Source organism: Bradyrhizobium dasycarpum, assembly GCF_042019905.1.
GTDB lineage: Bacteria > Pseudomonadota > Alphaproteobacteria > Rhizobiales > Xanthobacteraceae > Bradyrhizobium > Bradyrhizobium japonicum_B.
Genome location: NZ_CP169574.1, coordinates 3,591,797 through 3,613,286, shown reverse-complemented (window position 1 = coordinate 3,613,286; position 21,490 = coordinate 3,591,797). Strand labels below are relative to the sequence as shown.

The 21,490-nt window shown below is 66.2% G+C and carries 16 protein-coding genes and 2 pseudogenes; 13 read left to right on the top strand and 5 right to left on the bottom strand.

Annotated elements, in window-relative coordinates:
• Positions 1 to 123: 123 nt before the first annotated feature.
• From ACETMP_RS17390 to ACETMP_RS17355, 8 genes are all read left to right on the top strand, one after another.
• A complete protein-coding gene (locus ACETMP_RS17390) occupies positions 124 to 1,983 on the top strand; it encodes a sigma-54-dependent Fis family transcriptional regulator (RefSeq protein ID WP_375157150.1) in 1,860 nt (619 codons plus the stop codon).
• Positions 1,984 to 2,376: 393 nt separating this feature from the next.
• On the top strand, positions 2,377 to 5,466 hold the full coding sequence (locus tag ACETMP_RS17385) for a hypothetical protein (protein WP_375157149.1): 3,090 nt from the start codon (positions 2,377 to 2,379) through the stop codon (positions 5,464 to 5,466).
• A gap of 167 nt (positions 5,467 to 5,633) precedes the next feature.
• On the top strand, positions 5,634 to 5,867 hold the full coding sequence (locus ACETMP_RS17380; RefSeq protein WP_375157148.1) for a hypothetical protein: 234 nt from the start codon (positions 5,634 to 5,636) through the stop codon (positions 5,865 to 5,867).
• 36 nt (positions 5,868 to 5,903) lie between these two features.
• Positions 5,904 to 6,254, top strand: a complete 351-nt coding sequence (locus ACETMP_RS17375; RefSeq protein WP_375157147.1) for a hypothetical protein — start codon at positions 5,904 to 5,906, stop codon at positions 6,252 to 6,254.
• A gap of 48 nt (positions 6,255 to 6,302) precedes the next feature.
• Positions 6,303 to 6,611, top strand: coding sequence for a hypothetical protein (locus ACETMP_RS17370; RefSeq protein WP_375157146.1), 309 nt, complete (start codon positions 6,303 to 6,305; stop codon positions 6,609 to 6,611).
• A 12-nt stretch (positions 6,612 to 6,623) separates the two neighbouring features.
• Complete coding sequence (locus ACETMP_RS17365; RefSeq protein WP_375157145.1) at positions 6,624 to 7,040, top strand: hypothetical protein; 417 nt, start codon at positions 6,624 to 6,626, stop codon at positions 7,038 to 7,040.
• 222 nt (positions 7,041 to 7,262) lie between these two features.
• Positions 7,263 to 8,150 (top strand): LysR family transcriptional regulator, encoded by an 888-nt coding sequence (locus ACETMP_RS17360; RefSeq protein WP_375157144.1) that lies wholly within the window; start codon positions 7,263 to 7,265, stop codon positions 8,148 to 8,150.
• 349 nt (positions 8,151 to 8,499) lie between these two features.
• A complete protein-coding gene (locus ACETMP_RS17355) occupies positions 8,500 to 9,702 on the top strand; it encodes an FAD-binding protein (protein WP_375157143.1) in 1,203 nt (400 codons plus the stop codon).
• A gap of 30 nt (positions 9,703 to 9,732) precedes the next feature.
• On the opposite strand, the gene ACETMP_RS17350 is transcribed toward ACETMP_RS17355, so the two are convergent.
• On the bottom strand, positions 9,733 to 10,287 hold the full coding sequence (locus tag ACETMP_RS17350) for a flavin reductase family protein (RefSeq protein ID WP_375157142.1): 555 nt from the start codon (positions 10,285 to 10,287) through the stop codon (positions 9,733 to 9,735).
• A 57-nt stretch (positions 10,288 to 10,344) separates the two neighbouring features.
• A pseudogene (locus ACETMP_RS17345) lies at positions 10,345 to 11,443 on the bottom strand (LLM class flavin-dependent oxidoreductase).
• A gap of 233 nt (positions 11,444 to 11,676) precedes the next feature.
• Here ACETMP_RS17345 and ACETMP_RS17340 point away from each other — a divergent pair.
• From ACETMP_RS17340 to poxB, 3 genes and pseudogenes are all read left to right on the top strand, one after another.
• Positions 11,677 to 12,591, top strand: a complete 915-nt coding sequence (locus ACETMP_RS17340) for a 2-dehydro-3-deoxygalactonokinase (protein WP_375157141.1) — start codon at positions 11,677 to 11,679, stop codon at positions 12,589 to 12,591.
• 13 nt (positions 12,592 to 12,604) lie between these two features.
• Positions 12,605 to 13,237 carry a 2-dehydro-3-deoxy-6-phosphogalactonate aldolase gene (locus ACETMP_RS17335; RefSeq protein WP_375157140.1) on the top strand — a complete coding sequence of 211 codons (633 nt, stop codon included), beginning with the start codon at positions 12,605 to 12,607 and terminating at the stop codon, positions 13,235 to 13,237.
• Between the two features lie 107 nt (positions 13,238 to 13,344).
• A pseudogene (gene poxB, locus ACETMP_RS17330) lies at positions 13,345 to 15,077 on the top strand (ubiquinone-dependent pyruvate dehydrogenase); the annotation flags it as partial.
• Between the two features lie 103 nt (positions 15,078 to 15,180).
• Here the strand turns inward: poxB and ACETMP_RS17325 are convergent.
• A complete protein-coding gene (locus tag ACETMP_RS17325; RefSeq protein WP_375157139.1) occupies positions 15,181 to 15,546 on the bottom strand; it encodes a hypothetical protein in 366 nt (121 codons plus the stop codon).
• A 68-nt stretch (positions 15,547 to 15,614) separates the two neighbouring features.
• Positions 15,615 to 16,523: a PaaI family thioesterase gene (locus ACETMP_RS17320; RefSeq protein WP_375157138.1), complete on the bottom strand. Its 909-nt coding sequence runs from the start codon at positions 16,521 to 16,523 to the stop codon at positions 15,615 to 15,617.
• A 140-nt stretch (positions 16,524 to 16,663) separates the two neighbouring features.
• Between ACETMP_RS17320 and ACETMP_RS17315 the strand changes: the two genes are divergently transcribed.
• On the top strand, positions 16,664 to 16,984 hold the full coding sequence (locus ACETMP_RS17315; RefSeq protein ID WP_028134520.1) for a hypothetical protein: 321 nt from the start codon (positions 16,664 to 16,666) through the stop codon (positions 16,982 to 16,984).
• A 39-nt stretch (positions 16,985 to 17,023) separates the two neighbouring features.
• On the opposite strand, the gene ACETMP_RS17310 is transcribed toward ACETMP_RS17315, so the two are convergent.
• On the bottom strand, positions 17,024 to 18,493 hold the full coding sequence (locus tag ACETMP_RS17310; protein ID WP_375157137.1) for an amidase: 1,470 nt from the start codon (positions 18,491 to 18,493) through the stop codon (positions 17,024 to 17,026).
• Between the two features lie 654 nt (positions 18,494 to 19,147).
• On the opposite strand from ACETMP_RS17310, the gene ACETMP_RS17305 reads away from it, so the two are divergent.
• Entirely contained in the window at positions 19,148 to 21,484 is a 2,337-nt protein-coding gene (locus ACETMP_RS17305; protein ID WP_375157136.1) for a Tex family protein, read from the top strand.
• Positions 21,485 to 21,490 lie beyond the last annotated feature (6 nt).

Sequence of the window (21,490 nt, the reverse complement as noted above, 5' to 3'; positions counted from 1 at the left end):
CTTCGCATCGCCCCGGAATGACGAGAAGAGACAGCACAAAGAGTCCCCATTCCCGGTTCCCGATTGACATCCCCGCCTGTGGTGCCAGACTTTGCACAATAATACAGGGTGGAGACGTCCGCGATGGCCAGCCTGTCGGCCTCGAACCATGTCGCCCGCGTCTTGTCCGTCGCCAATCATGTGGCCGACGTCGATGCCTCCTCGCGAATTGCCAGTTCCTGGCGACGGTGCCTCGTCAACCACAAGCTCGATCCGGCGCGGCAGGGACCGCCGCAGACCTTCACCGAGGCCGAGGTCCGGCATGCCGCCGAGCCGATGGAGGAGACGATCAGGCTCGTAACGCCCGAGCTCGATGATCTCGCCCGTGCGCTGCGCGACGCCGGCTATTGCGTCAATCTTGCTGATGCCAATGCAACCATGCTGTTCAGCCGCCTGCCGGGCGAAGCCGACGCACGGATGTTTCTGGACTGGAAGATCTACACGGGCTCGAATTTCGCCGAAACCTTCGAGGGCACCAATGGGCTCGGCACGGCGCTGGCCGAGGAGAAGCCGATCCTGGTGCATCGCGACGAACATTTCCGCGCGCAGTGGCACATGTTCTCCTGCGCCGTAGCGCCCCTGTTCGACCAGGCCGGCCGGCTTGCCGGCGCCGTCAACATCACCTCCTGCCGCGAGGATCTGGAGCGCACCGCGCATCAGCTCGCGCTCGCGGTGACGATGCAGGCGACCCGGCGGATGGAGGGCGCGATCTTCCGGGCCCATTTCCGCAGCGCCTGGATCGCCACCGTGCCGGGTGACGGTGGCAGCGGCCTCATCGCCTATGACGACGACCGCCGCGTCGTCGGCGCCTGCCGCTCCGCGCGCGCATTGCTGGGCCTCACCGACGGCATGATCGACTCCGGCATCGATGTGTCCCGCTACATCCATGTCGATCATCAGGCCGTGCGCGTCACCGACGAGCTCGTCGAGCTGCGTCGGGCGGACGGCAGTCCGTTGGGCCAGGGGCATGTGGCGCCGCCGATGCGCGCAAGGCCCATCACGCCGCGCCGTGATGCGCCCGTCGATCGCTTCGATGCGCTGCATCGGCTCGCGGGCTGCGATCCCGAACTGGTCAAGAGCGTGAAGCGGCTCGGGGCCGTCATCGATCGCGATCTGCCGGTGCTGCTGCAGGGTGAGACCGGCGTCGGCAAGGACGTGTTCGCGCGCGCTATTCACGCGGCGAGCAACCGGGCGCGCAGCAATTATGTCGCGCTGAATTGCGCGGCGATGCCGGAGAGCCTGATCGACGCCGAACTGTTCGGCTACGAGGCCGGCGCCTTCACCGGCGCGCGCCGCGACGGCTCGAAGGGCCTGATCGTGCAGGCCCATGGCGGCACCCTGTTCCTCGACGAGATCGGCGACATGCCGATCGCGCTGCAGACGCGGCTGCTGCGCGTCCTGGAAAACCGCGAGGTCTGGCCACTCGGCGCGCTCAAGCCGGTGGCGGTGGACATCCGCCTGATCAGCGCCACCCATCGCGACCTCGGAGGCATGGTGGAGGAGGGCGCCTTCCGCGCCGATCTCTACTTCCGTCTGCGCGGCATCGCGGTGCGCCTGCCGGCCCTGCGGGAGCGCGCGGACAGGGACGATATCATCCGCCAGATCGCGCGCGAGGAAGCGCCGGACTGCCGCCTCTCTGAGGAAGCATGGACGCAGCTTGCGGCCTATCCTTTCCCCGGCAATATGCGCCAGCTTCGCCACGTCCTGCGGCTCGCCGGTTGCACGGCGGAGAATGCCGTCATCACCGATGCGGACCTCGATCTGCCGCCGTTCGGCGGCACCACGGCTGAGCCGGATCTTGCGAATGCCGAACGCGCGACCATCGTTGCAGCCTTGCGTCAGCATGGCGGCCGTGTCACCGAAGCGGCGCGCGCGCTGAAACTCAGCCGCGCCACGCTGTACCGGAAGATCAAGCTCATGAGGATCGACGCGAGCTCGCGGTAGATCGACCGGTTGGAACCGCCGCGAATTCCATTGGCAGTCTCGCGCGGGGACGCGAGTATTTCTTCGGTATCAATCGGTTGATTGCTCCCTCGAAATAAAACTCGACCAAGCTCAAGCCTCGCGAAGGCTGTTCTGCAGCCATCCTTCGGCAGGATATTGCCGCGCGAAACCTTGCGTTGAGTCAATGTGCGACGTGAGCGTTCGAGCCTAGCCTGTCCTACGCTGCAGCGCATTTTTGGGGCATGGTCCGTGTCATCGCACGTCATTGTCGATCCCAGCGGTTCCCACTCTCAGGTCTGCAGCCGTTTGCTCCGGCTCGTCTGCCCTCTGATCGCAGCCGCATTGCTTGGAATATCATCCTTATCTGCTCCGGCGTTCGCTCAAGGCGGTCCCATGACGCCGGGAGATGCCGTCGTCACCGGCTTCTCCGGCTTCAAGCCGATCGACATGCAAGGCGCGCCGCCTGATCCCCTTGCGCGTTTCTTCATCGACGCCGAAGGCAGCTCCATGCAGGTGCTGCGGCTGCAGCCGGACGGAGCGCCGCAGGGGCAGTTGATCCCGGCGCAGCCGGTCATGCAGGTCAATGCAGGACAGATCGGGCAGGTCTTCGCCGTCACGCTGGCGCCGCCCGTCAACGCCGCGCCCGGCTCAACGCAGGCTGTGCCGGACATCTATCTCGGCGCCACCTCGGCCTTCGGCATCCAGATCGTGATGCCGGACCCGACCGGGCAACCGCAGCGGATTCGCTTCGGCGCCCCCTCTGCGCAGTGGATGGTCGGCCAGTTCGGCACCGCGCTCGGCGGCGGACCGGGCAGCATTTATCGGATCGACGGCCAGACCGGCGCAGCATCGCTGTTTGCCAATCTCGACAATTCCGGACCAGGTCTCGGCGACGTCGTCTACGATCCGGTCACGCAGCAGTTCTTCGTGTCCGATCTCGACACCGGCCTGATCCAGCGCGTCGACATCAACGGCCAGCTTCTCGACAGCTTCGATCACGGCCTCGCCGGACGGCCTGTTCGCGGTCTTCCGCCAGTGCCGGACGACGGCAAGCGGATGATGATCCAGGATCCCGCCTTCAACAGCGAGAGTACGGCGACATGGGGATTCACGCCGCGGCCGCGCATGGTCTATGGCATGGCGGTGTTCGCCGGCCGGTTGTATTACGCCGTCGCTGACAAGCCGGAGATCTGGTCGATCGGTATCCGTCTCGAAGGCGAGTTCGCCAACGATCCGCGCTGGGAGTTCGACGTGCCGGGCGTGCCGGCCGGGGCGCTGATCACCGATCTCGCCTTCGACAATCAGGGCCGGCTTCTCGTGGCGCTGCGCGGCGCACCGCGCGGCAGCTACGACTATTCCGTCTTCGCCGAAACGACCAAGCAGACCGACGTCAAGCGCTTCCGCCGCGAGGTGCCGAACGATCCGGCGACGCCGGGCTATTGGGTGTCTGCGCCGGAAGAATACGCGATCGGTTTCCCGGAGCCTTTCCGCAATGCCAATGGCGGCGTGGCGCTCGGCTATGGCCATGAGCCATCCGGTACGCTCAACAAGAGCTGTTCGTCGTTCGTATGGTCGACCGGTGAGAACCTGCGCAACAACCCGGCGCTCGCTGCCGGTGGACCGCTCGAGGTGCATGGTCTGCAAGGCAATCCGGTGACGCTGGTGCGGCCGCAGAACATGCCGCCCACCACCAGCTACTTCGTCGACTATGACGGCACGTTCGGCGATCCCGAGCGTGCCGGTCACCTCGGCGATGTCGAGATCTGGCAGGTCTGCGACCGCGGCGGTGCCGCGTTGCCCGAAGGCTTCGGCGACCTCGGCATGTTCGGCTTCTGGGGTGGCGCGATCTACTGGCCGGTGCTGCCACCGGATTGGACGCCGCCGCCACCGCCGCCACCGCCCTTCGACCTGCGGCTGGAGAAGAGTGCGCACTCAACGTCTTGCGTCCATCATATGGGACCGGGCTTGTGGTGCCTGTTCACCGTGCGCGTCACCAATCTCGGTCCGGGCGATTATTTCGGCCCGATTACGGTCGACGATACCCTTCCCGGCCTGCCTCCCGGTGCGACCGTGCATGGCCTGCCGCCGTGGGCCTGCGCGCCAGCCGGTCCGGGTATTCATTGCACGCATCCTCCGGTGCTGCTGCATCCGGGCGACAGCGTCGATCTGCTCGTATCGGTGCATCTGTCTCCCAACTTCACCGGCTGCTCGATCAACAACAATGCGGTCATCGCCTGGCCGCCCGGTGGGGGCGACATCAATCCCGGCAACGACGCCGACAGCGACAGCATGGTCGTGCCCGGTCCGAACTGTGGAGGTACGAACCTCCAGATGGAGAAGACGAAATCGGGAACGGACTGTACGTCCGCCGCTGGCATGCTCGATTGCCGCTTCGCCATCATCGTCCACAACACCGGGCCTGGTGCATATTCCGGCAACGTCACGGTGTCCGATACCGTGCCCGCAGGCACGATGGCCTACTTTGACGGCGCGCCGCCCTGGATTTGCGGCGGCGGGCCGCCGACCTACACCTGTACGCTCCCTGGCGCGAACATTCCGCCAGGCGGCGTGGTGCATCTCGTGATGCATGTTCGGCTGCCGCTCGCAGCAGCCGGTCATGTTCCGGGTTGTATGATCCCGAACGAGGCCAGGATCGTCTTCCCCGCCAGTGGGAGTGCGCAGAACAGCAATGCCGCTGACGACGTCGGATTGGCGACGCTCGCCGTGCCCTCCAGCATTTGTCCGATCCTGATCTCCCCGATTGCGCCGCCGCCACCGCCCCCGCCGCCGCCGGCGCCAAAGCCACCGCCGACATGTCCGCCCGGCTACGTGGCCAAGGGCGGGACGTGCGACCCACGGCAGCCGAGCTGCCCGGCGGGTTGGACGACGACGCCGATCGCCGGCGTGTGCTGTCCGCCCGGCCAGCCCTGGAATGGCCGGCAGTGCGGCGAGCGGCCGTCGCCGCCGCCGCCGGCGCGGTGTCAGCCTGGTTGGACTCCGACGCCGATCGCGGGGATGTGCTGTCCTCCCGGCCGGCCCTGGACGGGCAAGCGTTGCGGCCGGGAAGAGCCGCCGCCTGCCGAACGGTGCCGGCCTGGTTGGACACCGACGCCGATCGCGGGCATGTGCTGTCCTCCGGGCCAGCCCTGGACCGGCAAGCGTTGCGGTCGCGAAGAGCCGCCGCCTCAGCGCGTCTGTCCGGAAGGGACGGTCGGCACGCCGCCGAACTGCCGTCGCATCGAGCGGCAATGTCCCGCGGGGATGGTGGGCACGCCGCCGAACTGTCGCCGCATCGAGCGGCACTGTCCCGCGGGGATGGTGGGCACGCCGCCGAACTGTCGTCGCATCGAGCGGCGCTGTCCCACCGGGACTGTCGGTACGCCACCGAACTGCCGACGGATCCAGCGCCACTGCCCGAGCGGCATGCAGGGAACGCCGCCAAACTGTCGGCTGATCCCGACACATCGCACGCATATCGAATGAGTGCGTGGTGTGCCGGCCTTCGGGCCGGCACATTCCGTCTGGCGCTGAACTTCTGCAGGAGTCAAAAATGCGAAACTTGGCTTTCGGGCTATTTGCGACCTTGCTGGCAGTCATGACCGTTGCTGCGAGTCCAACGCCGGCGTCTGCCCGGCATTATGGTCGGAGCCATGAATACGATCGAATGTACCCAACGTCCGAGCTTTATCGGATGCATCGGGTGCACAGGGCTCGGCGGCCGCCGCCGCAAGTACCGCGATGGCCGTGCGATCCCGGACCCCGGGGTGAGTATTGTCGACAGTGGTATTCGCAACATCCGCCAGGAGGGCGCTGATCTGACCGCAGCCTTAGGCATCCGCCGCAGTCCACTCGGCGAAGGGCAAGATTCAGATCAGCATCCGTAGGCCGCGGTTGCGCCAGTTCTCTCAAGGAGGTGTGAAATGTCCATCACGCAGTCGCCTTTGACGGATTCATCGAGACCTTCAGGCCAAGACGAACGCGCGCGTCAGATCGATTCAGCCGCCTGGGCCGTGTTCTTCATCTGGGTCGGTGTTGTCATGCTCGCGAGCATGCCCTGGGCCTGGTTCCTCGTGGGCGTCGGCGTCCTCATTACGGGCGTACAGATCGTTCGACGGCAACAAGGTCTGAAGATCGAGATGTTTGGTGTGATCGTCGGACTCATCATGCTCGCGGCTGGCGTCTGGGATCTCGTTGCCCTGTCCCTGCCGTTGATGCCCATTATCTTAATCGTCCTTGGCGGCTACCTGCTCTGGAAAACTCTTCGTCAATAACGGAATTTCCGTAGCCAGCTGGTAACCCCACCGCACCGGGAGGTTAGGATGACCTGGGTGACAAAATTTGCCGTGCTTGGGTTGGCCGCAGTCGGCGGCACCATCGCACTCCGGTGTATTCCGGTCGAGACGCGCCATCCTGTGACGCGCGCAGCCGGCGATTGGGTGAACAAGAAAATGCTCGACCACATGGGGCGCGTATTGGCGAGCCTTCCCGAGGCGGCGCCTCCCAGACCGGTCATGTCGATCTTGCCGAAGCTCGAGGCACAGAACGAGAGGATACTTGCTCTGTTGCGCGAGCAAAACGCGCTTCTGCGTCGGCAGCACAGGACCAGCAACACAATCGCGGATGCTTGACGGTGAGCGGCAATGAACACTGGATTCCTCGCTCGACTGAGTTGTAGGGCTCTGTTGCGGATCATGCTCGTGGTGGCCGCTGCCAGCGTCGGTGCCGCGGAGGCGCGGCAGGCGCACCGGGCACCGACCTCCAGGTTGGGTGCCGGTTACGACGGATATTGGAATGTCCTCATCATCACCGAAGCCGGCGCATGCGATCGCACCTATGGTTTTCCTGTCCAGATCGCGGGTGGGCGTTTGCTGTCGGGAGGTATGGCCGAGGTCGCCGGCAGCGTCGGCCGCAACGGCGCGGTCGTCGTGCGGGTGTCATCCGGTGGTTCATACGCCAACGGTCGCGGCAAGCTCGGGGCTGGTTTCGGCAGCGGCCGCTGGAGCGGCCGCGGGTCTGCAGGCTTCTGCAGCGGCCGCTGGCAAGCGAGGCGGGGTTAGGTCCGTCTGACCTGCGATCTGACTTGGGCAGGCGGCGCCCCGCTGGGACCCGAGCACGAACCACCCGAGACGGCGCACTTGACTGATCGGCGCGGTGGATCGCCACGCTCCATGCGAGGTCCATGCGCGAGTTCCCGGCGTTTGCTGGCCGGCCGCCCTGCTGCCGCCTGCGGGCTTCCGACATACATGTCCCCGCATCGCAGGAGAATAGGAGACGGCTCGATGGAGGAGATCGAAGTCTTTCTGGCTGTCGTCGAGGCCGGCAGCCAGACCGCGGCTGCGCGGCGGTTAGGGCGCTCGCTCCAGTCGGTCAACCGGGCGCTGGCCGCGCTGGAACGCAGTGTCGGGGTCGAGCTGGTGCGGCGGACCACGCGGCAGTCGGTGGCGACGGAGGCGGGGCTTGCGTTCTATCGCCGCGTCAAGCCAGCCTTTGCCGAGATCGGCGAAGCGCGTCTGGAGGCGGCCAACCGGCGTATCGAGCCGTCGGGGTTGCTCAGGATCGCCGCGCCAATCCAGTTCGGGGCCACCCATGTCGTGCCGGCTATTGCCGAGTTCATGGCGCGCTTTCCGCAGATCGAGGCCGACGTCAACATGTCCGACCGGCCCGTCGACGTCGTCGGGGACGGCTTCGATCTCGCCGTCCGGATCAGGGAATTGCCGGACTCCTCGCTCAAGACTCGGCGGCTGGGAGAGTTGCGCACGGTTGTCTACGGCGCGCCCGATTATTTCAAACGCCACGGCCGCCCGCGTCAGCCCGGCGATCTTGCCGATCATCAATGCATCCTGCGCAGGACTGCCCAGGGCGAAACCGATATTTGGCGGTTTCGGATCGATGGCCGCTTGACCACCGTGCAGGTGAATGGTCGCTTTCGCACCGACAGCACCACGGCGGCGCATGCTGCCGCTCGTCATGGCATCGGTGTCGGATATGGTCCGTTCTGGCAGATCCGCGATCTCGTCGACCAGGAGGCTCTCGAAATCGTGCTCGCGGATTTCGAGGCACCGCGAACGCCCGTGCGTGCAGTGTTTCCACCCAGCGCGATACCGCCGGCCAAGACGCATCTCTTCGTCGATCTCCTGGCCGAGAGGCTGAAGCTCGAGCGGCTTTGAGCGACGTCCGGAACGCATTCTACCGCTTGGTGGGAATCTCTATCTCGCGCCGCGCCCGTTGTCCCGGCGCCGGGGCCATCGCAGCTTGACGCGCAAGGGCACTTTCGCCCTGCGAGAAGGACTGCGCCATGACTCCCAACAGACGGACACTGCTCCATGCGGGCGTCGGCGTCACCGCGACGCTGGCTTCCGCTGCTCTTGCCGGACAGCCGTCCGGCACGCGCGATTCGCAATCGCCCGGGCCCCTGCTCGCGAGCGATGCAGATCTCGCGCGGCGGCCGCGCAGGATTTCGGCCACATCGTGGATAGACGGCCTCGGGCCGTCTGCAAGCCGGCGACGAGCGGCGAGGTGGCTGACATCTTGCGCTGGGCCAAAGACCAGGGGCTGAAGGTTGCGGCGCGCGGGCAGGGTCACGCAACCTACGGCCGGGCCATGGCCGAGGACGGCATCGTGATGGATCTTGGCATGCTGGCCACGATCCATCGGATCGAGCCGGATCGCGTCGTGGTCGATGCCGGTGCGACCTGGCACAAGGTCGTGGATGCGACCCTGGCCAAAGGGCTCGTTCCGCCGGTCTTGACCAATTACCTCGAACTGTCCGTCGGCGGCACGCTTGCCGTCGGGGGAATCGGGGGATCCTCATCCCGGCACGGTCTCCAGACCGATCAGGTTCTGGAACTCGACGTCGTTACCGGCGAAGGCGTGGAACTGACCTGTTCGCCGAGCTCGCATCCCGAACTCTTCGATGCCGTTCGAGCCGGACTTGCGCAATGCGCGATCATCGTCAGAGCAACGCTTCGGTTGATGCGCGCACCCGAGCGGGTTCGCCGATTTCAGCTGTCTTATCCCGACCTTGCTTCACTCACGGCAGATCAACGGCGCGTTCTGGAAGAGGCGCGCTTCGATCAGTTGCAGGGGGCTGTCGTGCCTGGCGGCACCGGCGGCTGGCGCTATCAACTGGAGGCGGGCGTCTTCTACGACGGCAAGATGCCTCCTGATGACGGGGCCTTGCTCGCGGGCCTGGCAGACAAGCGCGAGACCGTCTCCGACCTGAGTTTCGGCGAGGACGCGAACGCGTTCGCCAAGCTCGAGAAGATCCTGCGGGCGAACGGCCAATGGCTCAATCCGCATCCCTGGCTCCTGACCTATCTGCCGGGCAGCAAGGCGCTGAAGATCGCGAGCGATGTCATTGCCGAGCTGAACAGCGATGATCTGGGCCCATTCGGGCGCATCACCTACTATCCGATGTTCACTGACCGATGCCGCACGCCTCTGCTTCGGCTTCCTGACGAAGACGTTGTGTTTCCGTTCAATCTGATCCGTATCCCGGCGTCGGCAGACAGAGCGAATGCGGAGCGGCTGGTCATGCGAAACCGCGAGCTCTATGCGCGTATTCGCAGCGCAGGTGGGGTGTTGTATCCAGTGAGCGCGTTTCCGATGTCGTCCAGCGATTGGACGGATCATTTCGGTGCGCGATGGTCGCTCTTGCGCGAAGCCAAGGAGAGGCATGACCCCGGCAAGCTTCTCACTCCGGGCTATGAGCTGTTCTAGGTCGCCGATCCGGCATCGACCACGGCATCGTCAGGAGAAATCCGTCCAGCTCAAATGCCGCGCGTCGAGGTCGCCGATCGTCACGCCCTCGCGCAGCTCCCGCGGCGTATGGAAGTTGCTGCGCAAGTACACGAGCGGCGTCGCCATGGCCGAATGCGAGACACCGCGCGCCTCGCCGACGAAGATCGAATGCGTGCTGGTCTCAAACTCCTGCGCCAGCACGCAGTCGAACGCGGCAACCGCGTCGGTCAGCACCGGGGCGCCGGTTGCGCCGCGCGTCCACTGCCCGAACGCGAAGCGGTCGTCGCCGTTGACGCCCTTCTGGCCGCTGAACGTGAGCGCGAGCAGCGCGTGATCCTCGTGCAGGAAGTTGATCGCAAACGCGCCTTCCTCGCGGATGCGCGCATGGGCGCTGGCATTGCGGTTGACGCAGACGATCAGCGAGGGCGGTGAGTCCGACAGCGAGCAGGCCGAGGTCACCGTCAGGCCCGTGCGCTTGCCGTGCTCGGCCCCCACCGTGACCAGCGCCACCGCGCCGGCGCATTGTCGCATCGCCTGCTTGAAGTCCTTGGCATCGACGGTCACGCGCAAATCTCCGAAATGAATGCGGGTGCAGCACGATCCTGCCGCACCCGCATTCGGTCAAGCCGCCTTCTTCGCGGAGCCGAGATGCGCAAGGCGCGGCATCACCTCGTTCTTCAGCAGCGAGAGCGAGTGATGCCAGGCCTCGGCCTTGTGCTTGTAGTCGAAGCCGAATACGAGCAGCACGCCGAAGCCGCCGACCTCGTCGTAGATCTTCTCGATCTTCTCGGCGACGGTCGCGGGCGAGCCGACGATCCAGTTCCGCTTGGCGCAATATTCGACGGTGACGTCGCTGTCGGGCACATCAGGCGCGTGCTTCAGATAGTCCTTGAAGCCGAAATGCCCGAGCAGCGGCAGGAAGTACTCGCTCATCATCCGGCCCATCATGTCGCCGGTCGAGAGCCTCCAGGCCTCTTCATCGGTGTCGGCGACGAACACCTCGCGCACCAGCCGCCAGTCCTGCCGGTTCGGTTTGCGCCCGGTCTTGGCGGCGCCGATCTCCACGGAATCCCAATGGCCTCGAGACATAGGCCGGGTTGAGGTTGAGGCTCATCGGGATGAAGCCGCGCTCGCCGGCGAGCTTGAGCGTGTCCGAGTTCTTGGAGAGCCCCGCAACGCCGATTGGCGGATGCGGCGCCTGCAGCGGCTTGATGTGCGGCTTGAGGAAGTCGAACATCGTGTCCGGCTTGGTCACGGTCCAGAACTTGCCTTTGTGGGTGAAGGGAGCCGGTTCGCTCCACAGTCTCAGGATGATCTCCAGCGCCTCGCGCGTCATGTCGCGGTTCTGCCCGCTCATGCCGTCGACGTTGAACATCGCCCAGTCGCTTGGCAGGCCCGAGGCCGCCACGCCGAAATTGAGCCGGCCCTCGGAGAGATGGTCGAGCATCGCGACGCGGTTGGCGAGCTCGGCCGGGTGGTGATAGGGCAGCAGGAAGCCGCCCGGTCCGATGCGAAGCTTCTTGGTCTGCAGCAGCGCCTGCGCGATCAACAGATCCGGCGTGGGATTGGGTTCCCACGGCGCGGTGTGGTGCTCGCCGACCCAGGCCTCCTGATAGCCGAGCTCGTCGAGCCAGCGCATGACCTGCAGGTCCCAGTCGTTCCCTTCCTTCAGGCCGCACTCCGGCGGATGCGAAGGCATCGTGAAATAGCCGATCTCCATGGGTTTCCTCATCTGATGTTGACGCGTCTTGTCGCGCGTTGACGGAGTTGAGCGGGGAGGCTTCAGCAAGCGCTGTGCCAGCGCCGTGGAGCCTCGAATTGGAGAGAAAGGGCTGGTTTGCCCGCGCAATAGCCGGTATCTCGACCAAGGCCCGCACGAGATCGTCTCATTGTCGCGAGACGTCGTCTTGCAGGTGAGACAAGAATTTCTAGGTGAGACAAGGGCAGCTTCGCATGACCGAACCCGCTTATGTCGCGGTGGACTGGGGCACCAGCAGCTTTCGCCTGTGGCTGGTCGATCGTGCCGGCCAGGTGCTGGCCGAACGCCGCAGCGATGAAGGCATGCTGGCCGCCGCCAAGACCGGCTTTCCCGCGGTGCTGCAATCGCATCTCGCGGCGGTCGAGGCGCCGGATCATCTGCCGGTTCTCGTCTGCGGCATGGCCGGCGCCAAGACCGGCTGGGTCGAGGCCGGCTATGTCGACACGCCGGCCCCGCTCCCGGCCATCCTGAACCAGGCCGTGCGTGTGCCCGGACAGGCGCGCGACATCCGCATCCTGCCTGGCATCGCCCAGCGCGATGCGGCCGCGCCCGATGTCATGCGCGGCGAGGAAACGCAGCTGCTCGGCGCGCTCGGCCTCGATGCGGCGGGCGAGGCGCTGGTCTGCATGCCCGGCACGCATTCGAAATGGGTGCGCGTCAGGGGCGGCATCGTCGAACGCTTCTCCACCTTCATGACCGGCGAGCTGTTCAGCGTCATTGCGCGGGAGACTATCCTGTCGCTTGCGGTCGCCGGCGCCGACGAGGCCGAGGATGTCGCGAGCTTCAATGCCGCGGTCAAGGCGGCGTACGCGGCGCCGGCCTTCGCCGCGAATCTTCTGTTCACGGTGCGCTCGCGCCAGCTGTTGTTCGGCGGCACGCCGGCCGCGGCGCGCGAGACGCTGTCGGGCACGCTGATCGGCGCCGAGCTGGCCGCCGGCCTCTCCGGCGCGGTGCCGCACGCCGGTGTCGTGCTGATTGCCTCGGGCCGGCTTGCGATGCTGTACCGGCAAGCCTTCGATGCACTGTCGGTCACGGTGCAGCCGGTCGATGCGGACGGAGCCGTCCGCCGCGGCCTGTCGATGGCGGCTGCTGCGATCTGGACGAAATAGAAGGATACCCAAGATGAGTGTTGCCTTTCCGTCGATGAAGCGGTCGCTGATCGCGATCCTGCGCGGCGTCAAGCCCGAGGAGACCGAGGCCATCGTCGGCGTGCTGATCGAAGCCGGCTTGACCGCGATCGAGATCCCGCTGAACTCGCCCGATCCGTTCCGCTCCATCGCAATGGCGGTGAAGCAGGCGCCATCAGGTGTGTTGATCGGCGCCGGCACGGTGCTGTCCACCGCGGATGTCGATCGCCTCAACGACGTCGGCGGCAGGCTGATGGTCTCGCCGAACGTGGACACGCAGGTGCTGGTGCGTGCACATCAATACGCCATGGTCACGCTGCCCGGCGTGTTTTCCCCGACTGAGGCGCTGCTTGCCGCGCGCTCCGGAGCATCGGGCCTGAAATTCTTTCCGGCGAGCGTGCTTGGTGCCGCCGGCATCGCCGCGATCCGCGCCGTGCTGCCCTCAGGCGTGATGATCGCCGCCGTCGGCGGCGTCTCCGACCAGAATTTTGCCGAATACATCAAGGGCGGCGTGACCGCGTTCGGGCTCGGCTCCAGCCTCTACAAGCCCGGCATGAGCGCCGCCGATGTCGCGGCGCGCGCCAAGGCGACGGTCGAAGCCTACGATCGGGCGATTGCGAAAGGCTGAGCCGCAATAAACCAGCTGTGAACCCGGCACCGCCTAATGTGCCTCATATTGCCGCAATGCCGATGTTGACGCATCGCGCAGTGTGACCGGCGCAGCAGGAGACCGACATGGCGATCAACAACGTGGCCGATCTGTTCGTGGCAACGCTCGAGCAGGCCGGTGTCAAGCGCATCTACGGCATCGTTGGCGACAGCCTGAATGCGCTGACCGAGGCGTTGCGCCGCCGCGGCACGATCGAATGGATCCATGTTCGCCACGAGGAGGTCGCAGCCTTCGCCGCCGCCGGCGAGGCCGAGATGACCGGCGGCCTCGCGGTGTGCGCGGGCTCCTGCGGTCCCGGCAATCTGCATCTGATCAACGGCCTGTTCGACGCGCATCGCAGCCGCGTGCCCGTGCTGGCGATCGCGGCGCAGATCCCGACCGCCGAGATCGGCGGCGGCTATTTCCAGGAGACGCATCCGCAGAACCTGTTCCGCGAATGCAGCCATTATTGCGAGCTGGTGTCCGACCCCAGCCAGCTTCCTTTGTGCTGGAGAACGCGATCCGCGCGGCGGTAGGCCTGCGCGGCGTCGCCGTGGTCGCCATGCCCGGCGACGTCGCGTTCCGCAGCCCGCCGAAGCGTGCGCTGTCGACGACGCGCGGCCTTGGCGTGGCGGCGCCGAAGGTGGTGCCGCAGGCCGGTGAGCTCGAGGCGCTCGCCGATCTTCTCAACAGTGCCGAGCGCGTCACCCTGTTCTGCGGCCGCGGCTGCGCCGGCGCGCATGCGCCCCTGATGCAGCTCGCCGAGGCGCTGAAGAGCCCGATCGTGCATGCGCTGGGCGGCAAGGAGCACGTCGAATACGACAACCCCTACGACGTCGGCATGACCGGGTTCATCGGCTTCTCCTCGGGCTATGCCGCCATGCACGCCTGCGACACCCTGGTGATGCTCGGCACCGATTTTCCCTACAAGCAGTTTTTCCCGACCGACTGCCGGATCGCGCAGATCGACATCCGCCCGGAGAACCTTGGCCGCCGCTGCAAGATCGATCTCGGTCTCGTCGGCGACGTCAGGCTCACCATCGAGGCCCTGCTGCCGCTCTTGAAATCGAAGACGCAGCGCAAGCACCTCGACGACTCCGTCGCGCACTACAAGAAGGCGCGTGAAGGCCTGGATCTGCTCGCCAGGGGCACGCCGGGAAGCAAGCCGATCCATCCGCAATATCTCGCCAAGGTCATCAGCGACCATGCCTCCGACGACGCGGTCTTCACCGCCGATGTCGGCACGCCGACGGTGTGGGCCGCGCGCTATCTCGACATGAACGGCCGCCGCCGGCTGATCGGCTCCTTCGTGCACGGCTCGATGGCCAATGCGATGCCGCAGGCGATTGGTGCGCAGGCGGCCCAGGCCGGCCGGCAGGTCATCTCGCTCTCCGGCGACGGCGGCTTCACCATGATGATGGGCGACCTGATCACGCTGACGCAGGAGAAGCTGCCGGTGAAGGTGGTTGTCTTCAACAACGGCGTGCTCGGTTTCGTCGCGCTGGAGATGAAGGCGGCCGGCTTCGTCGACACCAATGTCGACCTGGAGAATCCCGATTTCGCGGCGATGGCGCGTGCGATGGGAATTTTTGCCAAACGCGTCGAGGATCCGGGCGAGCTTCCCGGGGCGGTCAAGGAGATGCTGGCGCATGACGGGTCGGCCTTGCTCGACGTCGTCACCGCCAAGCAGGAACTGTCGATGCCGCCGACCATCACCGCCGAGCAGGTCAAGGGCTTCAGCCTCTGGGTCTTGCGCGCGGTGATGAACGGCCGCGGCGACGAGGTGCTGGATCTTGCGAAGACGAATCTGCTGCCGCGCCTAGCGCGCGATGAAATCAAGATTGACGCCACAGCGCCGGTGCGCTCCCTCTCCCGCAAGCTCGCGGCAGAGGGTTGGGGAGAGGTTAGCACCGCGCGCAATCTCAACTCCGCTTGACCGAGGGCGCAGGCAGCCGCTGCTCACGGCGCTGGAGGCGTTGCCAGTGCAGCACGGCGCCGACCGCCAGCGCCGGCAAGAAGCCGAGCACGATCAGGAAATGCGGCAGATCCTTCGATGAGACGAAAGCGATCGCGATGTCCGAGATCAGCCAGAGCGCCGCGAACATCACCGCGAAGTCCGTTCGCGGGCAGCGCAGGTAGTAGAACACGGCGGTGATGACAATCGCGGGACCGATCGCGACCGCGATCGTGATCGCGGTCAGCTCCTTCGGCGTCACCGCGTCGAGCATCATCGAGGCCAGCAGCCAGAGTGCGGCGAACATGGCGACGATGTCGAGCGGATGCCGCAATCCAATACCTCTCGCAAGGGACGCGCTATCGTTGTGGCCGCAGCCACGGCCGTCAAGTCAAAATGCGCTTATTCGTCTTCACTTCCCGGCGTGGGGCGCAGCATGAAATGACCGAAGGCGGTGGCGATCGGCCTCGTAGCATCGTGCTGCCAGGCGCGCGCCTCGAAGGCGACGATGCGCCGGCCCTGCTTCACGATCGAGACATTGGCAAACGTATCGATCGCGCGCCCCGACCGGAGGTAATTGACGGTGAGGCCGATTGGCTTCGGCGGTGCGGCGGCGCCGAGCTCGCGCGCGACGCCGATGATGGCGGTGGTCTCCAGGAAGGCGCCGGTCATGCCGCCGTGGATCGCAGGCAGGATCGGGTTGCCGATGATCTGCGGCGAGAACGGCATCGTCAGCGTGCCGTCGTCGTTGACGCGGATGCCGAGGGCGCGTGCGAACGGGCTGCGCGCGAACGGCCCGTCCGGATCGTCCGGCGCCTCCAGCGCCGGGATGCTGCGTGCATCCATCTGGCGATCGGCGAGCATGTTGGTGCGGTTGGCGCCGATCATGAAGCAGGCGGTCGCGGTCGCCACCGGATCGTCTTCCGAGTCCTGATAGGCGGTGGAGCGCACGAAGGCGATCGAGCGCGTGGTGCGGTAGCAGACCGAATGCGCCTTGATGTCGAGGCCCGGCGTCGCCGGCTTCTGGTAGTCGATGCGCAGGTCCAGCGTCGCGATCGCGCGCGTGCCGTCGAGCGCAAGCTGCACCGCCATGCCGCAACTCTCGTCCAGCATCGCGGTGACGACGCCGCCATGCAGCACCCCGGTCTCGGTGTCGCCGACGAAGACGGGCCGGTAGGGCAGGCTCGACCAGGCTTCGGCTGGCGCGAAGCGGTCGAGCTGGAGCCCGCTGATATGGCCGTAGTCGGAGCGGCGGCCCTTGATCGCCTCGGCGAGTTCCTCGAACGGGAGCGTGGTCGGTGTGGTGCTCATGGGGACGTTCTAGACCAGTGTCGGCCGCCGCGCAAAAGCCCCGGATGGATTCCCGCACCGGAGGCGGTTTGGCCTCGACAGAGCGGGCCGAAGCGCCGATGGTGGGCGCTTCGTACGCCAACGAACTGCAAGGAGCGCCCATGGCCGACCCCGAAACGCCCGCCGCCAATCAGGGGCCCGTCATCATTTCGAGCTCCAGCGCGGAGCGGGCGCCGATCGTCTATTTCGACGGCGCGTCCTGCTTCGGCCATCACAACGGCGCGATCCAGATCGAGCTCGCCGCGAACCTGTTGATGCCGGTCGGCGCCGCCGTCAGGGTCGACGTGGTCCAGACCGCGCACTTGCGTTGCAGTGTCGCCGCGGCGCTGGCGCTGCGCGAAGCGCTCGACAAGGCGCTGGCGATGTACCAGCAGGGCCAGAAGCAGCCGATGGCGGAGGAGATTCCGGCGGTGAAGAACTGAGGCAGGAGCGCGATCGCATGTTGCTGCGATCGCAGCCCGTCAGCTCACATGCACCTTCGGCTTCTTGCCGCCGTTCCACTTGCCGTCCAGCGCGCGCTCGATCTGAGCGGCGAGTTGCAGCAACAGGCCGTCATTGGCCTGCTTGGCGATGGCCTGGATGCCGAGCGGCAGGCCGTGGTCCTGGGCAGCCATCGGCATCGAGATCGCCGGTATGCCGCAGAGATTGGCAAGCGGCGTGAAGGCGAAGAAGCGCCAGAGATTCTCGAACCAGTCGCGCACATCAGGGTTGTCGGAGATGGTGAGATATTCCCTGGTGCCGACCTTCGGCGTCGGCAGCGCGGTGATCGGCGTCAGGATCACGTCCCACTGCTCGAAAAAGGCGCCGAAGCCGCGCGAGGTGGTGTTGAACACGCCTTGCATCTTCGCCCGCTCGGCGAAGGTCGTGTGGCGGCCGGCTTCCCAGATCCGGATGTTCATTGGCTCGATCAAATCCTCCGGCGGGCTCGTGAGCCCGCGCGCCGCAAGCATGTTGGAGATCACCACCGCAAAGTTCGAGATGTAGCAGGTGGTCTGCGCGTCGAATGCGGCGGGCAGATCGATCGCCGGCAGGGCATAATCGACGTGATGGCCGAGGCCTTCGAGGAAGCGGCCGGCCTTCTCCAGCTCGGCGGCGATCTCGGGCGTCGCGGTATAGTCGCCCCAGCTGTGCGACAGCGCGATGCGCAGCTTGCCCGGATCGCGCTTGATCATCTCGGAATAAGGCTGCGCCGTGGTCCAGAACGGCATGAACTCGCCGGGCGCAGGTCCCCTCGCATGATCGACGAAGGCGGCGGTGTCGCGCACGCTGCGCGACTGGCAGCCCTGGATCGAGACGAGGCCGGTCAGGTCCGACATGTGCGGCGCCAGCGAGAATACGCCGCGCGAGACTTTCAATCCGATATTGCCGTTGACCCCGGCGGGAATGCGGATCGAGCCGCCGCCGTCGGTCGCATGTGCGATCGGCACCACGCCGGCGGCAACCATGGCGGCGCTGCCCGCGGACGAGCCGCAGGTGGTGTAGTCGGTATTCCAGGGATTGCGCGTGACGTAGACGGCGGGATTGTCGGCGGAAGAGCAGACGCCGAATTCCGGCGTCGTGGTGCGTCCGATCAGGTTGAGGCCGGCCTGGCGGAATTTACCGGTGAGGAACGTATCGGCAGCGGCGCGATTGCCGCGCATCAGCAGCGAGCCCATTTCCTGCAGCCGGCCCTTCATGGTCGGCCCCAGATCCTTCATCAGGAAGGGCAGGCCGGCGAAGGGGCCCGCGAGATTGGCGCCGTCCTTGGCAGGATCGGCGATCACGTCCTCGAACAGCTCGACCACGCCCGAGAGCGCCGGATTGACCTTGGCGACGCCCGCGGCGGCCTGGCGCGCCAGATCCTTCGCCGTCAGCTCGCCTTTGCGGACGCGGCCCGCCAGCGCGACGCCATCGTGCTGCGCCCATTCATTCCAGCTCATCGGCAACGTCATGAAATCAAATCCCTTCAAGGTGCGGCGCCAGCTTTTTCGCAAGGAAGGGCCTTAATCAACTGAGCCGGCGCGAGGGGCAGGGTTGCGCGGGGCGGAGGGGTCGCGGGGGCCCGCCGTCTCAATCCGGCAGCGCTGTGACAATTGCAACCTCACATTCGCTGCCATCGCCCGCCGGGTTGCGACGAATGACGGCGGAAGTCGGAGAACCAAGTGTTGCCTCATACTCCGTCATTGCGAGGAGCCCTTGCGACGAAGCAATCCAGAATCTCTCCGTGGAAAGACTCTGGATTGCTTCGCTTCGCTCGCAATGACGTCGAGGAGAGAGCAGGCGCACGCTCCGACCGTACCCCGGACGCAGCGCAGCGTCGCTTCGGCGTGCGCTGCAGAGCTGGGGCCCATCTCGCTACAGCTGTGCCGCCTCCTGGGTCCTGGCTCTGCTGCAAAGCTATCCGCGTTGCAGCGCAGTCCGGGACGCGCGAAGCAGCAGCACGCGCCTCCCCACGAATGTGGCGAGATCGCATCGGTTCGAGAAAAAATCCCCTGTCGACGGTCGTCCGCCGTACCTTGATGAATCGGCCCCGGTTGGTCCATAAGCGGCGTCCCGTGGCCGGTGGTTCGCCGCCGCACGGCGTGTTTGGATAGAGGGAATCTCGCGTGGCAAATATCAACCAGAAAATTGCGCAGGAGCTTGGGGTCCGCAGCGAGCAGGTCGAGGCGGCGGTGACGCTGCTCGACGGCGGCGCCACGGTTCCCTTCATCGCGCGCTACCGCAAGGAAGCGACCGGTGCCCTCGACGACGCGCAATTGCGCACCCTGGAGGAGCGCCTGGGTTACCTGCGCGAGCTCGAGGACCGCCGCAAGGCCATCCTCGAATCGGTCCGCGAGCAGGGCAAGCTCGATGCCGCGCTCGAAGCCTCGATCATGGCTGCCGACAGCAAGGCGCGCCTCGAAGACATCTATCTGCCGTTCAAGCCGAAGCGCCGCACCAAGGCCGAGATCGCCAAGGAAGCCGGCCTCGAGCCGCTCGCCAACCAGCTGATGGCGGAGCCGACGAGCGATCCGAAGGTCGTGGCCGAAGCCTTCGTCAACGCCGAGAAGGGCGTCGCCGACGCTGCCGCTGCGCTCGACGGTGCCCGCGCCATTTTGGTCGAGCGGTTCGACGAGGACGCCGACCTGATCGGCGCACTGCGCGAAGACATGTGGACCAATGCGCGCATGGCCTCCAAGGTGCGCGACGGCAAGAAGACCGAGGGCGAAAAATTCGCCGACTATTTCGACTTCTCGGAGCCGCTGACCAAGCTGCCCTCGCATCGCATCCTCGCGATGTTCCGCGGCGAGAAGGAAGAGATTCTCGATCTCCAGATCCAGGCCGAGGAACCGCCGCCGGCCGGCGTGCCGGGCGCCTACGAACTGAAGATCATGAAGCGGTTCGGCATCGCCGACCTCAAGCGTCCCGGCGACCGCTGGCTGATCGACACCGTGCGCTGGGCCTGGCGCACCAAGATCCAGGTGCATCTGAACATCGACCTTCGCATGCGGCTGTGGAACGCGGCCGAGACCGAGGCGGTGCGCGTCTTCGCGTCCAACCTGCGCGACCTGCTGCTGGCCGCGCCCGCCGGCACCCGCGTCACCATGGGGCTCGATCCCGGCTACCGCACCGGCGTCAAGGTCGCGGTTGTCGATGCCACCGGCAAGGTGGTCGATACTGGCGTGATCTATCCGCACGAGCCGCAGCGGCAGTGGAACGAGTCGCTGGCGACGCTCGGCCGACTCGCGATGAAGCACAAGGTCGAGCTGATCGCGATCGGCAACGGCACCGCCTCGCGCGAGACCGACAAGCTCGCGACCGAGCTGGTCAAGGGTCTCGCCGAGCTGAAGATGTCCAAGATCGTGGTGTCCGAAGCCGGCGCGTCGGTCTATTCGGCCTCGGCGTTCGCTTCGGAAGAATTGCCTGGGCTCGACGTCACGCTGCGCGGTGCGGTCTCGATCGCACGGCGTCTGCAGGATCCGCTCGCCGAGCTGGTCAAGATCGAGCCTAAGGCGATCGGCGTCGGCCAATATCAGCACGACCTCGGCCAGGCCAAGCTCGCCAAGTCGCTCGATGCCGTGGTCGAGGATTGCGTGAACGCCGTCGGCGTCGACGTCAACACCGCGTCCGCCCCGCTGCTCGCCCGCGTGTCGGGCGTCGGCTCGGGCCTTGCGCAGAGCATCGTGGCGCACCGCGACGCCAACGGACCGTTCAAGTCGCGCAAGGCGCTGAAGGACGTGCCGCGGCTCGGGCCCAAGGCGTTCGAGCAGTGCGCGGGCTTCCTGCGTATCCTCGGCGGCGAGGACCCGCTCGATGCCTCCGGCGTGCATCCGGAGGCCTATCCGGTGGTGCGCCGCATCCTCGCGGCCACCAAGAGCGACATCAAGGCGCTGATCGGCTCCAGCGAGATCGTGCGCACCTTGAAGCCGAAGGACTTCGTCGACGAGACCTTCGGCCTGCCGACCGTCACCGATATCTTGAAGGAATTGGAAAAGCCCGGCCGCGACCCGCGCCCGGCGTTCAAGGCCGCGGTGTTCAAGGAGGGCGTCGAGGAAATCAAGCACCTCAAGAAGGGCATGATCCTCGAGGGCACCGTGACCAACGTCGCCGCGTTCGGCGCCTTCGTCGACATCGGCGTGCACCAGGACGGCCTCGTGCACATCTCGGCGATGTCGAAGACCTACATCAAGGATCCGCGCGAGGTGGTGAAGCCCGGCGACATCGTCAAGGTCAAGGTGCTGGACTTCGAGGTCGCGCGCAAGCGCATCTCCCTGACGCTGCGCCTCGACGACGAGGTCGGGGCCAAGAAGGATGCCCCCGGCATGCAGCGCGACACCGGCGCACGCAACCCTTCGCGCATGACTTCGTCGGCCCCGCGCAAGCAGGAGTCCTCTTCCGGCGGCGGCGCCCTCGCCGAAGCGCTGCGCCGCGCGGCCGAGAAGAACGGCGGCAAGCGGGTGTAGCAGCCG

Bases quoted from the DNA above. Each gene is read 5' to 3' on its own strand.
- ACETMP_RS17385 (WP_375157149.1), top strand. From the start codon at position 2,377: ATGACGCCGGGAGATGCCGTCGTCACCGGCTTCTCCGGCTTCAAGCCG.
- ACETMP_RS17315 (WP_028134520.1), top strand. From the start codon at position 16,664: ATGGCCGACCCCGAAACGCCCGCCGCCAATCAGGGGCCCGTCATCATT.
- ACETMP_RS17310 (WP_375157137.1), bottom strand. From the start codon at position 18,493: ATGACGTTGCCGATGAGCTGGAATGAATGGGCGCAGCACGATGGCGTC.
- ACETMP_RS17320 (WP_375157138.1), bottom strand. From the start codon at position 16,523: ATGAGCACCACACCGACCACGCTCCCGTTCGAGGAACTCGCCGAGGCG.
- ACETMP_RS17335 (WP_375157140.1), top strand. From the start codon at position 12,605: ATGAGTGTTGCCTTTCCGTCGATGAAGCGGTCGCTGATCGCGATCCTG.
- ACETMP_RS17375 (WP_375157147.1), top strand. From the start codon at position 5,904: ATGTCCATCACGCAGTCGCCTTTGACGGATTCATCGAGACCTTCAGGC.
- ACETMP_RS17340 (WP_375157141.1), top strand. From the start codon at position 11,677: ATGACCGAACCCGCTTATGTCGCGGTGGACTGGGGCACCAGCAGCTTT.
- ACETMP_RS17360 (WP_375157144.1), top strand. From the start codon at position 7,263: ATGGAGGAGATCGAAGTCTTTCTGGCTGTCGTCGAGGCCGGCAGCCAG.
- ACETMP_RS17390 (WP_375157150.1), top strand. From the start codon at position 124: ATGGCCAGCCTGTCGGCCTCGAACCATGTCGCCCGCGTCTTGTCCGTC.
- ACETMP_RS17365 (WP_375157145.1), top strand. From the start codon at position 6,624: ATGAACACTGGATTCCTCGCTCGACTGAGTTGTAGGGCTCTGTTGCGG.
- ACETMP_RS17380 (WP_375157148.1), top strand. From the start codon at position 5,634: ATGAATACGATCGAATGTACCCAACGTCCGAGCTTTATCGGATGCATC.
- ACETMP_RS17370 (WP_375157146.1), top strand. From the start codon at position 6,303: ATGACCTGGGTGACAAAATTTGCCGTGCTTGGGTTGGCCGCAGTCGGC.